Raw genomic sequence first — 12,659 nt, forward strand, 5'->3', positions numbered from 1 at the left:
TCTGCTGTATTGCTAGCGGTCGGTGGACGGGAGGGTGCTGGACGGAAGAGCGGAACTCCCCGTGGCCGGGAGCTCAGCCGCGGCGATCAGCTCATCGGCGCGGGCAAGCAGGGCCGTAACCGCATCCTTTTCCGCCGCGGTCAATCCGGTTGGGGTGGCACGGCACGCCGTGGATAGGGCGACGCCGCGCTGGTGGATCGCTTCCTTGATGACGGGCACGAAAACCGGGGCGATAGTGTAAATATTCGCCAGGTGGTTCATGAGCTCCTGCATGCGCTCCAGTGTGGCCGCATTGCCTTCGCGCGCCGCGCGTACCCAGGCGGAGGTGACCTCCGGGTACACATTCGCCAGCCCGGAAATAGCCCCGTTTCCGCCGCTGAGCAGCGTGTAGTAGAAATTCTCATCGAAACCGGCCAGGAAGCGGAAATCTGGATGCCGTGGGCGCACCGCCTGAATCAGCGCGCGGGTATGGGACAGCTCCGTGACGGTGTCCTTAATGCCGACGATATTCGGGAACTCATCCACCAGGCGCCGCAGCAACTCCGGGCCAATATCATTCCCGGTTCGAGCCGGGAAATTGTAGAGCAGAATCTTCCCGTCAATCGCCTGCGCGCAGGCCGCGTAATAATCAAAGAGCGCTTCCGCACCCAGGGTGAAGTAGTACGGGGTAATAAGGGCGACGACGTCCGCTCCCGCTTCCAGTGCATCACGCGAGAGCGCGATGGTTTCCGGGAGGGAGTTCATCCCGGTACCGGCCAGCAGTTCCACCCGGCCATTAATGTGCTGCGCGGCAAGCTTGACCAGCTCAAGCTTCTGTTCGCAGGTAAGGGCGAAGAACTCTCCGATGGAGCCGGCAACAAGGATGCCGTCAACTCCGCCGGTGATGAGCCGGTCCCACAGCTGCCGGTTGGTTGCGGCGTCGATATTGAGATTGGTATCGAAAGCCGTGACCGTGGGGCAAATGAATTGCGGGTTTTCCATGGTGGGGAGCTCCTTTTCTAGACGAAGAGGTGAATGATCTCAACCATGACAATTCCGACAATCGAAATAATCGTGGTGAGAGCGGACCAGGTCTTGAAGGTTTGGCCGACCGTCATGCCGAAGTATTCCTTGACCAGCCAGAAGCCCGCGTCATTCACATGGGACATGAAGAGGGAGCCGGCGCCAATGGCGAGGACCATGAGGGCCAGAGATATGGGTTCCATGCCTTCGGCCAGGTGTGCCACCAGGCCGGCCGCGGTAATCGTGGCGACGGTGGCGGAGCCGGTAGCCAGGCGGATGAAGACCGCCACGAGCCAGGCTGCCAGGAGCGGGGAGAGTGGCAGACCGGAAAGCCAGTTGCCGATCACATCCGCGATACCCGAATCGACGAGTGTCTGCTTGAAACCGCCACCGGCACCCACGATGAGGAGAATGCCGGCGATGGGCGGGAGCGAGGAGCCGATAATATCGGAGACGCCTTGCAGGCCGCGCCCGCCGCGCATCCCCAGGGCAAAGGCGCCGTAAATCACGGAGGACAGCAGCGCGACAACAGGTTCGCCCAGGAAGAGCAGCGCCGTGGTGAGAACGGGAACGTTCAGGCCGGTCATTTCGACCACGGAGCGCAGCATCATGAGGATAACCGGCAGCAGCACGATCATGATGGACGCGAAGAAGCCGGGGCGGTGTTCGGCCGGGACCGGTTCATCGGTGGAGATGAGTTCCTTCGGTTGCAGATCGGGGATAGCACGGGCCATCATGGGCGCCACCAGCGGGCCGCCGATAATAACGGCCGGGATGGCGATAATGAGGCCGATGCCCAAGGTGAGGCCGAGGTTCGCGCCCAGCGCATCAATGGCGATAAGCGGGCCGGGGTGCGGGGGAACGAAGCCGTGCAGGCAGACGAGGCCTGCGAGGGCCGGCACGCCAATGAGCAACACGTTAACATGGGACTTACGGGCGACCATGAGGACGACCGGAATAAGCAGAACCACGCCGACCTCGAAGAAGAGCGGGATTCCAATAATGAACGCAATCAGTGCCATAGCCCAGGGGAGCTTCGAGGTGCTGGTGCGCCCGATAATCGAATCAACGATGGTATCCGCACCCCCGGATTTGATGAGGAGTGCGCCAATCATGGAGCCAAGAACGATGAGAACGCCAACGGAGCCGACGGTGCTGCCCAGGCCCTTGGTGAAGGAATCGAAAACGTCAAGGAGAGGAACACCGGCCACAAGGGCCATGACCACCGATCCGAACATGAGGGAAAGGAAGGGGTGGACCTTGCAGACGGTGATGAGAACAACGATTGTGGCGATACCCAGGAGGGCCGCGGCCACGAGAACGCCCGGGTGAGCGGAGTCGGTTTCCGCCTCCATGGGGAAGACCGCTGGTAATGTTCCTAGCGGCATAGCAAGAAGGGGTGTCATGATGACCTCTCAAATCTACACAAGCGACGATGCCGGATTGCGTGGTGTTCCAAGCCGAAGTGCCGTCGCTTTCCGCGGCGTGCCCCACACTGGGCAGTTCCAATAAATGGAATGCAATTCGATAAGTGGAACAAATACGAGTCTAGCCGATAGGGGCGATATGGGTGAGCAAAGCAAAAAACTGGTGGGTTCTGACCGAGTTCTCGCCATTTTGGTGGCTTTGGGGGAGCGGGTGCGCGGAGCCTCGCTCGAGGAGCTTGCGCGGGCGGTAGACTCCCCAAAACCTACTGTTCATCGGGGTTTGGCGGCTTTGCGGCGGGCCGGATTGGCCGATCAGCGTGCTGACGGGACGTACGTCCTTGGAGGCAATTATGTGCGCCTAGCGTTACGTAATCTCGAGGCGTGGAGTAATGATGAGCGGGTTGGCCCCATTCTGGAGCGGTTGGTGGAACGCTTCGGGGAGACTGCCCACTACGCGACTCTGGAAGCAGATCGCGTTATCTACCGGGCGAAAAAGGATCCCATCCTGGGGCCCGTGAAACTGACATCGCGGATCGGCGGAGAAAATCCGATCCACTCCACCGCGGTGGGGAAACTGTTGTTTGCGTATAGGGTGCGCGATCTTGAAGACGTGCGCGAGCTGGAGCGGCGGGTGGGCTTCCCGGCCCGCACCGAGCATACGGTGACCGACCCGGAAGAGCTCTACCGCGAGTTGCTGCGCATTAAGGAGCAGGGTTACGCGGTGGACCGCCAGGAAAACGAGACCGGTATTAACTGCCTGGCTGTTCCGTACTTCTTCTCCTCGACGGCGGTGCCGGACGGGGCGATCTCGGTCAGCGCACTGACCTACCGCACGCCGCTCGCGGATCTGGAGGCGCGCGTGGAGGAAATTCGCGCGATTGTGGGGGCGTGATAAAAGCGATCTTGGACATAGGTCCAGACCGAAATGCGTATATCCGGATAAAATAGCAGGGTCTGTTTAGTTTACTAGCCGGAGATCGTTACCTGAGTGCCTCGAACTACGTTACCTCTGAATAAACGCGGGTCGTTGCGTGATGATGTCTATGTTGCCCTGCTTGAGCGGCTTATGGGTGGTGTGTACGAACCCGGTGAAAGTCTAAGTATCGATGGGCTTTCTCGCGAGCTAGGTGTTTCACAAACCCCGCTACGCGAGGCTCTTGTAACTCTTGAAAGCACCGGACTCGTTGAACGCGAGGCGCGAAAAGGGTACCGCGTTGCTGCGCCCCTCACCTCGGATCAGCTGCGCGCCCAGGTTGAGTTGCGTTTCTTGCTTGAGGTCGAGGCAGTAAAACACGCCTTCAAGGATCGTGAGGTTGTTCTTCCGGAACTTGAAAAGGCACTGGACTCGCACCGCCACTGGGCGAAGAAAATTGAAGGGGTTCCCCGCGAAGATCTTGACGTAGCGAATCTCTACGATTATTTCGTCGCCGATTGGAGCTTCCACGACGTCATCCTGGAGCACTGCGGAAATCCTTATTTGGCTAATGCGGTACGCAATCTCTCCTTTGGGGTGCACCGGATGCAGCAGACGATAAGAGAATCGGGAACGGATGCCCCGGTTGCCTGCGCGGAACACGAAGCTATTTATATCCAGTTCCGTGACGGAACTGTGGAAGGTGCGGTTGCGGCTATGGAAACGCATCTCCGTAATCTGCTTGAGCGCTTGAAGTAACTCTTCACTTTTCCGCTACGTGCTGCGGATTGTTACGGGGAATCTTCCCCGCATATTCACGAGAGTGAATCCCTCTGTAAAAGTTAGGGCCTTTGTCCTTTTGTGACCCTCTAGACACTATGGGATAGATCCTATAGGATATCGGGTACGAGCTCAGCGTCGACAAGGCAGTCGCGAAAGTCTCGGATGACATCTCATAGGCGAGAACTGATCGGAGGTCAAGAGTGACCGCAATACCTCAAGGGGCCGGTACTCAACATGCTTTACCGGATCCCACACTAGTGAAATCAGCAGTAGCAAAAGCTGCGAAACGTCTTGTTCCTGTATTGCTGGCGATGTACGTCATCGCCTTTATTGATAGAACAAATCTTGGATGGGCCCAAAAGGCTTGGGAAGTCGACCACGGGATTTCCGCAACCGCGTACGCCTTCGGGGCAACCCTCTTCTTCATTGGGTACGCGGTTTTCGAAGTACCGTCGAACCTCATCATGCACAAGGTGGGGGCACGCTGGTGGATGACCCGCATTATGTTGACCTGGGGCCTTGTGGCAATGGGCTTCGCATTCGTCAACGGTGTGACAAGCTTCTACGTGCTTCGTTTCCTCCTCGGTGTTACGGAAGCAGGATTCTTCCCGGGTGCCATTCTCTATATGACGTATTGGTTCCCAGCCGCGAAACGCGGTTGGATTATGGGGCTCTTCTATATGGGCTTGCCGCTCGCGAATATGATAGGCAATCCACTCTCGGGCTCTTTGCTTGAAATGCACGGAATTTTCGGGATGGACGGGCATCACTGGATGTTCGTCGTCGAAGGTGGCCTTGCTGTTATTTTCGGCTGCTTCGTTCCCTTCCTCCTCACTGACCGTCCCGTACACGCGAAATGGCTGACACCCGAAGAGCGCGATGCTCTGTCGCGGCAAATCGAATTGGAAGAAGCTTCCAAGGAGAAGGCCGAAAACATCAAGTGGACGCAAGCCCTGGTGAATCCGCGCATCCTCTACTTCTGCCTCATTTACCTGTGCATCCAGGCATCTGTATACGGACTGACCTTCTTCCTTCCCCAGCAAGTTGTTACGTTCACGGGGCAAAGCGTTGGTTTTAAGGCATCCCTGGTCACCGCTATCCCCTGGGCAATCGCCCTCATCGGCGTGCTCATCATCCCGAAGATGGCCGACCGTACTCAGAAATACGACTTCTTTACCGGAGCCATGTTGCTCTTCTCCGGATTGGGAATCGCGATATCGGCTTTCAATATCCACAACGCAATCCCGGCGCTTATCGGTTTGTCTATCGCAGCTATCGGCTTCGTCTCCGCGCAGCCAATTTTCTGGCAGTTACCTACCCGCTATCTCTCGGGTGCTGCGCTCGCCGGCGCTACCGGCCTGATCAATGCTTTAGGAAATCTAGGCGGCTGGCTCGCACCCAATCTGCGCGTATGGGCATCCCAGCACGTATGGGGGAGCGCTGCACAGCCCAATGAAACCGCAGGGCTGCTGGTCCTTGCATGCGCCGGCTTTATCGGCGTCGTACTCATCCTCGGCCTGAAACTCTTCCCGGTGAGCGATGAAGAACTTGAGGCGCAGCGTGTTGCGCAAAGCCTCAACCGCCATGAAAACAACTAGATCAAAGGAGATATAACAATGGCACAGGCAAAAAACGTTCCTTTCCCGAAGGAATATACCGCGGTAGTTTCCGGATGCGGTGCATCGGCCGGCATTGGTCGGCGTATCGCCCGCCGCATGGCTCAAGACGGCGTCAACCTTGTCGTCACGGACATTATGGAAGACGTTGTCGCATTCGGCGAAGAACTCCAGAAGGAATTCCCCAATCTGAAGGTTAAGGGCATCGTTACCGATATTTCGGATGAAGCCTCGGTGAAGGCCCTCTTCGAGGTGGTTGAGAAGGAATTCCCGCCGCTTATCGCGGAAGCGAATCCCGCAGGAATCGCGGATCCGACTCCCTTTGGGGAATTCACTCTGGAGCAATTCAACCGCACCCAGCGCGTCAATATCACCGGCACCATGCTCATGATGAAGTACGGCGCTGAGCTCATGAAGAAGTCGGGCACCGGGCGAATCGTGAACTTCTCTTCCATTACTGCATACGACGGCGGTGGGACCTTCTCGAAGTCTGCTTACGCGGCCGCCAAGGCGGGAATTATTGGTCTCACCCGCGGCGGCGCTCGCGAATTTGGGCCCTTCGGAATTACCTGCAATGTCATCGCTCCGGGACCGATTGATACGGACATTATGGGCGGGAAGCTGACTCCCGAGCGTAAGGATGCGATGTCGTCGAATATTCCACTCGGCCGAGTGGGCCAACCCGAGGAAGTCGCAGCCGTTACCAATTTCCTTCTTTCGGAAGAAGCATCGTTCGTCAACGGTGACGTCATCAATGTTGATGGCGGAAAGCATATGCACTAATAGCGAAAACTGGTTAAGGAGAAACAATGTACACCGCAGAAGGATGGCCAATTGCAGCGAAGATGAACTTTGGTTCGTTCGCGGAGGATGGCACCCCAATTATGGAAGCGTCGCCTGATGTCTGGCGCGACCAGCTTCTCCAGGTAGCTGAACTCGGCTTTGAGTGGTTCGATCCGATGGACGATTGGATTAACCTCGGGAAGATCAGCGATGAGAAATTCGAGGTCTTCCAGAAGCTCCTTGATGAAACAGGGCTTCGTTGTCCCGCAGTGTCCATCGGCCGCGCGTCAGTTGTGGATACTGAAAAAGGCGAAGAGAACCTTGCGATGGTCCACGCGACGATTGATCGGGCAGCAGCCCTCGGCGCCACGATTATTAACGTGGGATTCCAGCAGGCACTAACTGAACCGCAAAAGAAAGCCCTGTGGTTCTGGCTTGCGGAAGGGCACGTAGACGATCCGGCGCTTCGTGATCTAGCAATCGAACGTATTCGCGACCTCGGTGATCACGCCCAGCGGGTTGGCATGGAAGTCAGCCTCGAAATGTATGAAGACACTTACGTGGGAACCCCCGATGACGCTGTTTCCTTCTGTAAAGATGTCAACCACCCGGCCGTCGGTATCAATCCGGACCTCGGGAATCTCATTCGCCTGCATCGTCCCATGGAAAAGTATGAGGACATGCACGAGAAGGTTCTTCCATACGCCAATTACTGGCATATCAAGAACTACATCCGCGATGAAGATCCGGAGACCGGCTCCTACATGTCCGCACCGGTTCCCCTCAAGTACGGAACTATTGACTACCGCAAGATGATTCGTCGTGCGCTGCAACTGGGCTTCACGGGGCCCTTCATGGTTGAACATTACGGATCTGATTGGCTCGGAGTAGGGGCCGAAAATATGCGGTACATCCGTGAGGTGCTCCGCTCGGCACTACGCGTTTATGGCGACAAGTAACAATTTTCAGGCAGCACTTATCTCGATGTGCCGATAAGTACGCCCTGATGATTCTGGCAGGAGGCCCTGTGGCTGAACTGCGTAAGCGGTGACATCGCAGGGCCTCCTACTCGCTCGCGGCCAGGGTATATCCGGGGGTCGCATGGCATGCACGCGTGTTTTGAACACGAAAGCGCCAACCATATTTATCGACGGAGTAACAATGACGTTTATCTACAACGATCCCAAGCATTTTCCTGCGGAAGCTCTGACAGGATTTATTGCGGCGAATGAGCGCTATGTCGAAGCAGTGCACGGCGGAGTTGTCCGCTCTACCACGTCACCGGAAGGCGAAGTAGCCCTGGTGATCGGGGGCGGTTCGGGGCACTACCCGGCTTTTCCCGGCTGGGTCGGCCCGGGCATGGCGCACGGCAGCGTGTGCGGCAATATTTTCTCCTCACCTTCACAATCCCAGGTGACATCCGTTTCTCAAGCGGCGCACAACGGCGGCGGGGTTCTCCTCATGTACGGCAATTACGCCGGGGATGTCCTCCACTTCGGGAAAGCCGCTAGCATCATGCGCGCGGACGGCCTGGATGTGCGCGAAGTACAGATTTCTGACGACGTCGCATCGGGCACCCCGGACAAACATCGCGAACGCCGGGGTATCGCGGGCGACCTCTTCGTTGTGAAAGTAACCGGCGGGGCGATTGCTGCCGGGTACAACCTGGACGAAGCCGAACGCATTGGCTGGCACGCCAATGATTCCACCCGCACCCTCGGGGTGGCTTTCACCGGCTGCACCCTCCCAGGCGCAGAGGAACCGCTCTTCACTGTGCCGGACGGGAAATTCGCCCTCGGGCTCGGGATCCACGGCGAACCCGGGATTTCCGAACACGAACACGCCACCGCGGATGAACTGGCGGCCCTGCTGGTAGACGGTGTTCTTGCCGAAGAACCCGAACGCCGCGAGGGCGGCTACAACGGGCGCGTGACCGTGATCGTCAACGGACTGGGCGGAGTGAAGTACGAAGAAATGTTCGTGCTCTACGACGCCGTTTCCACCCTCCTGGCCGAACGCGGCCTGGAGATCGTGGCACCGGTGGTGGGTGAACAGGTGACCTCGCTCGATATGGCCGGGGTTTCCCTCACGGTTGCTTTCCTCGATGAGGAGCTAGAGAAGTTCTGGCTGGCCGGTGCGGATACTCCCGCTTTCCGTACCGGAAATGTGGAGAACCAGCAGTGCCGCGAACGGCCTGTTGCGGAAGAGCACGCGGTGGAACTCAGCGCCGGCGCGCCCGAATCGGCAGCGCAGGCGGAACGCATCGCTACCGTTTTCACCGCTTTCGCAGATGCCGCTATCGCGGCGGAAGCGGATCTGGGCAAGCTGGATTCCATCGCCGGAGACGGTGACCACGGCCAGGGCATGACCCTCGGCTCGGTGGCCGCGCGCGATGCGGTGCGCCGGGCCCTCGGTGCCAAGGCCGGGGCTGCGAGTTTGGTGGACGCAGCCGGTAAGGCATGGTCCGAAGGCGCGGGCGGAACCTCGGGCGCGCTCTGGGGAGACGCCATCTGCCAGGCCGCTACCCATCTTGACGATGGCGCGGCGGTTTCGGCCGAAACATTAGGCGCAGCCGTGGTCGATGCGGCGCGGAATGTGGCGCGGAACGGTGGCGCCGTCGTCGGAGATAAAACGATGGTGGACGCAACCGAACCTTTTGCCGATGCGCTGGAAAAGGAGCTCGCCGGGGGTGCGGGCCTCAAGGAAGCCTGGACCCGCGCGGCGGAAGTAGCCCGCCAGGCCGCCGAAGCCACCGCGGAACTGGCCGCACGCAAGGGGCGGGCCAAGACCCACGGCGACGCGTCACTCGGGCACCCGGATCCGGGCGCGGTGTCCTTCGCCCTGCTCATGGCCGCCGCAGCGGAGGCGCTCTGAGACTAATCTGCACGAACCGCGCAAGAAGGTGGAATAAAACGGTGAAAATACACCAAAATATGGCTTTTTGCGCGGTTCGTGTGGTGGAATAGCAGCGGGCGCCCGCCACTTCACTGTCGCGCGGCTTCGCAAGAACGTACCAACCCGTATACATGTCGAGAAAAGAAAACAAAGGAGTAGATATGGGATTTCGTGTGGTGGTGCTCGGCGATTCGGCCGGGTACGGATACAAGGACCTCATCAAGGCTGACCTGGACAAAGATGACCGCATCGACGAAGTGATCGACCTGGGCTTGCATGAAGGGGAATCCGCGCTGTATCCCAATCTCGCCACCGCGGGCGCGGAAATGATCGCGCGCGGCGAAGCGGACCGCGGTATTTTCATCTGCGGGACCGGGATGGGCGTGGCGATGTCCGCCAATAAGGTCAAGGGGATTCGCGCGTCGACCGCGCACGATTCCTTCTCGGTGGAACGCCTGGTGCTCTCCAATAATGCGCAGGTGCTGTGCCTGGGGCAGCGGGTGATTGGCGCGGAGCTCGCGCGGCGGCTGGCGAAGGAATTCTTCAATTATGAATTCGATCCGAGCTCGCATTCCAAGGCCAATGTGGATGCGATTTGTGCCTACGACGGCTCGCTGGAGGAATAATGCTCTGGGTTGGAACCAGCTGGAAAATGAACGGCACTCGCGCTTTTGCGCGGGACTACGCCCGTACCCTTGCCGGTGTGGATGTTGCCGGCCTTGGTAATATTCAGCCTTTTATTATTCCTTCGTTTACCGCTATCGACGTGGCGGCGAGTGAGCTGGAGGGAACCGGGATCCTGGTGGGGGCGCAGAACGCGGCCTGGGAGGATGCCGGGGCGTGGACTGGTGAAGTGTCGATCCCGCAGGCGATGGACGTCGGGGCCACCATCATAGAAATGGGGCACTCCGAACGGCGCGAATACTTCGGGGAAACGGACCGGACCGTGAATCTCAAGGTCAAAGCCGCGCTGCGCCACGGGGTTATTCCGCTGGTGTGCTTCGGCGAGCCAGCCGAGGTATTCGAGGCGGGGGAGACCCTTCCCTTCATCACCGCGCAGATCGACGCGGCCCTGGAGGGGGTGGAGGACACTTCTCGGGTTCTCCTCGCCTACGAGCCGATCTGGGCCATTGGGGAACACGGCCGTCCGCCGCGGCGCGAGGACCTGGTCCGCACTTTCGCGGCGCTCGCGGAGCGTTACGGGGAGCGCGTGGAGGCCATTCTTTACGGTGGTTCCGTCAATCACGAGAACAACCAGGACATCCTGGGAATTCCGGGCGTGGGTGGCCTCTTTATCGGGCGCTCGGCGTGGACCGCGGAAGGATATATCCGCAACCTCGAGCTCGCCGCGGAAGCGGTGCGGGGGTAGCGAGAGAATGGCAGATACTAAAGGCCCACAATAAGGGACTTTTCGTGATTTGCTTCTATCTGAGGTGGGCAAGCTGCCGTTGGAAACGAATTATCGGCAGCAGCCTGCCTTAGCTTGAGCCAATTATCTAAGCCTCGCTGTGTTCCTCGTTGACTCGGTCTGCTTGCAGAGCGAACCTATCGAAATCTGATTCATAGGTGAGGTCCTGCATGACCCGAAATTTGGAGAACTCTTCTAGCGCATGCTCATCGGCAACTCTTTTTGATATTTTTCCTGCGTTGTTCAGCAGTTCACGACTGTCGAGGGTGAGAACCTGATCGAGGAACTGCGCCCAGTCGTCCATGGTGGTGGCGATGCGACGACGGGCGCGTGACTCGGCAAGGTTTAAATACGCTTCTACCAGTCGGCCCAAGTCATCAAGCTCATTCTTGTTGAGATAGTTTTTGCCGATGGTCACGTCACCAGCAAGGATTTTCCCATCAGGGGAGTTCTTCCACGACGTCAGCCCCATATGCGGTTTCTTAGCATCTGCTCGTTCGGCAATGAGTTCCGCGGCGGTGTGCCCGTGCACGGCGTAATGAAGCTTGTTTTGCACAGTGGCAAAGAAAGCTCGGGTCGTAGGTGCTGTGGCATTGTAGTCAACCGCGGTCGAATATATATCGGTTATCTTCTGATAGAAGCGTCTCTCTGACAACCGGATTTCGCGTACTTCTTGGAGAAGCTGCTCGAAGTAATCCTCACCAAGGATATCGCCGGACTCCATACGCTCTCGGTCAATTATGTAGCCACGTAAAGTGAAATCGCGCAAGATAGCGGTAGCCCACTGCCGGAACTGGGTGGCGCGTATTGAATTGACTCGGTATCCAACTGAGATAATTGCGTCCAGGTTGTAGTGCTGCGTGAGGTAGTTTTTTCCATCAGCGGCAGTTATCCGGAATTTCCGGATAACTGCCGAATCCGATAGCTCGCCCGATTGGAAAATATTTCGCAAGTGTTCGCTGACGGTTCGTACATCCACGTCGAATAGTTGTGCCATCAGCTTCTGCGTAAGCCAGATGGTGCCCTCTTCGTACCTTACTTCAACGCTGTTAGCTACGTTGGACGTAGTGAAAACTAAAAACTGAGCAGAACTGTGCTGAACAAGTTTCTTAGACATCTTCCGCTCCTTCTGTATTGGAGACTTGCGTCGTTATCGCTTCGGCACGTGCGTAATCGGCAACGTAGCCCTCCGAGCGACTCGACATGACGTCGACTGGGGTTTCAAGTAGCTCGCTTAGCTTCATTTCTAATGCTACGAGGTCAAAATAGCTGGCGTCGGGCAGGAACTCCACCAGGAGGTCGTAATCCGATTCACTGTTTGCCTCGCCGCGGGCTACCGAACCGAAAACCCAGAAGCGGCCGGTTCCTTGATGTGCCTTTATCAGTTCGCGAATCGTATCATTGGCAGCCCGAAGCTGTGCCAGTGACGGGACCTGTGCTGAACCTGATGCGACGGTGGTGGCCATGTATCTATTTTACTTTTGCGGCGGAGGATGTACAGCTCCTCTGTTCTCGAAATATGCTTGGTGGGTAACCGGAACCACCTCAATATTGGAACAAGCAAAGAGGATTGCGGCAGAAAACATTCAGGAGCGACCATGGCGGTAAAAATCACCAGATGGGATGCCAGTGACTACCTGCAAACCTGGGAAGATATTGCGGCTTATCTTAACGCGGTACTGGAAGAACGCGACCCGAAACTTCTTGAAGTGGCTCTCGAAGACGTGGTGCAAGCGCTCGCTCGACGCACGCCAGTCCCCGCTTCGCCCGAGGAAAACTAACGGCGGCGATAGCGAACCTCGGGGATTCACCATCGCCGCCGCCTGGATTTT

The 12,659-nt window shown here is 57.9% G+C and carries 13 protein-coding genes; 9 read left to right on the plus strand and 4 right to left on the minus strand.

The window, feature by feature from the left end:
- Window positions 1–12: 12 nt before the first annotated feature.
- Together ACRQDJ_RS06925 and ACRQDJ_RS06930 are read right to left on the minus strand one after the other, a co-directional pair.
- A complete protein-coding gene (locus ACRQDJ_RS06925) occupies window positions 13–981 on the minus strand; it encodes a dihydrodipicolinate synthase family protein (protein WP_435717905.1) in 969 nt (322 codons plus the stop codon).
- A 17-nt stretch (window positions 982–998) separates the two neighbouring features.
- Window positions 999–2,408: a GntP family permease gene (locus ACRQDJ_RS06930; protein ID WP_435717906.1), complete on the minus strand. Its 1,410-nt coding sequence runs from the start codon at window positions 2,406–2,408 to the stop codon at window positions 999–1,001.
- A 160-nt stretch (window positions 2,409–2,568) separates the two neighbouring features.
- Between ACRQDJ_RS06930 and ACRQDJ_RS06935 the strand changes: the two genes are divergently transcribed.
- The 8 genes from ACRQDJ_RS06935 to ACRQDJ_RS06970 all read left to right on the plus strand — a co-directional run bounded on the left by ACRQDJ_RS06935 (window position 2,569) and on the right by ACRQDJ_RS06970 (window position 10,788).
- Window positions 2,569–3,321: an IclR family transcriptional regulator gene (locus ACRQDJ_RS06935; RefSeq protein ID WP_435717907.1), complete on the plus strand. Its 753-nt coding sequence runs from the start codon at window positions 2,569–2,571 to the stop codon at window positions 3,319–3,321.
- Between the two features lie 135 nt (window positions 3,322–3,456).
- The gene (locus ACRQDJ_RS06940; RefSeq protein WP_284906394.1) at window positions 3,457–4,101 is read left to right on the plus strand and encodes a GntR family transcriptional regulator; all 645 of its coding nucleotides are present in this window, start codon (window positions 3,457–3,459) and stop codon (window positions 4,099–4,101) included.
- A gap of 281 nt (window positions 4,102–4,382) precedes the next feature.
- The gene (locus tag ACRQDJ_RS06945; RefSeq protein ID WP_435717908.1) at window positions 4,383–5,723 is read left to right on the plus strand and encodes an MFS transporter; all 1,341 of its coding nucleotides are present in this window, start codon (window positions 4,383–4,385) and stop codon (window positions 5,721–5,723) included.
- Window positions 5,724–5,741: 18 nt separating this feature from the next.
- Complete coding sequence (locus ACRQDJ_RS06950) at window positions 5,742–6,524, plus strand: SDR family NAD(P)-dependent oxidoreductase (protein WP_435717909.1); 783 nt, start codon at window positions 5,742–5,744, stop codon at window positions 6,522–6,524.
- Window positions 6,525–6,550: 26 nt separating this feature from the next.
- On the plus strand, window positions 6,551–7,483 hold the full coding sequence (locus ACRQDJ_RS06955; RefSeq protein WP_435717910.1) for a sugar phosphate isomerase/epimerase family protein: 933 nt from the start codon (window positions 6,551–6,553) through the stop codon (window positions 7,481–7,483).
- A 202-nt stretch (window positions 7,484–7,685) separates the two neighbouring features.
- A complete protein-coding gene (locus tag ACRQDJ_RS06960; RefSeq protein WP_435717911.1) occupies window positions 7,686–9,398 on the plus strand; it encodes a dihydroxyacetone kinase family protein in 1,713 nt (570 codons plus the stop codon).
- A 182-nt stretch (window positions 9,399–9,580) separates the two neighbouring features.
- The gene (locus ACRQDJ_RS06965; protein WP_435717912.1) at window positions 9,581–10,045 is read left to right on the plus strand and encodes a ribose-5-phosphate isomerase; all 465 of its coding nucleotides are present in this window, start codon (window positions 9,581–9,583) and stop codon (window positions 10,043–10,045) included.
- Complete coding sequence (locus ACRQDJ_RS06970; RefSeq protein WP_435717913.1) at window positions 10,045–10,788, plus strand: triose-phosphate isomerase; 744 nt, start codon at window positions 10,045–10,047, stop codon at window positions 10,786–10,788. Before ACRQDJ_RS06965 ends, ACRQDJ_RS06970 begins: the two co-directional genes overlap by 1 nt.
- A gap of 127 nt (window positions 10,789–10,915) precedes the next feature.
- On the opposite strand, the gene ACRQDJ_RS06975 is transcribed toward ACRQDJ_RS06970, so the two are convergent.
- Both ACRQDJ_RS06975 and ACRQDJ_RS06980 read right to left on the minus strand, forming a co-directional pair.
- Window positions 10,916–11,944 carry a virulence RhuM family protein gene (locus tag ACRQDJ_RS06975; protein ID WP_435717914.1) on the minus strand — a complete coding sequence of 343 codons (1,029 nt, stop codon included), beginning with the start codon at window positions 11,942–11,944 and terminating at the stop codon, window positions 10,916–10,918.
- Window positions 11,937–12,293 carry a nucleotidyltransferase family protein gene (locus tag ACRQDJ_RS06980; RefSeq protein ID WP_435717915.1) on the minus strand — a complete coding sequence of 119 codons (357 nt, stop codon included), beginning with the start codon at window positions 12,291–12,293 and terminating at the stop codon, window positions 11,937–11,939. The genes ACRQDJ_RS06975 and ACRQDJ_RS06980 overlap by 8 nt, the downstream gene beginning before the upstream one ends.
- A 132-nt stretch (window positions 12,294–12,425) precedes the next feature.
- On the opposite strand from ACRQDJ_RS06980, the gene ACRQDJ_RS06985 reads away from it, so the two are divergent.
- A complete protein-coding gene (locus ACRQDJ_RS06985) occupies window positions 12,426–12,608 on the plus strand; it encodes a helix-turn-helix domain-containing transcriptional regulator (protein ID WP_435717916.1) in 183 nt (60 codons plus the stop codon).
- Window positions 12,609–12,659 lie beyond the last annotated feature (51 nt).

The sequence above is a fragment of the Actinotignum urematis genome, from assembly GCF_051264595.1.
GTDB classification, from domain to species: Bacteria; Actinomycetota; Actinomycetes; order Actinomycetales; family Actinomycetaceae; genus Actinotignum; species Actinotignum timonense_A.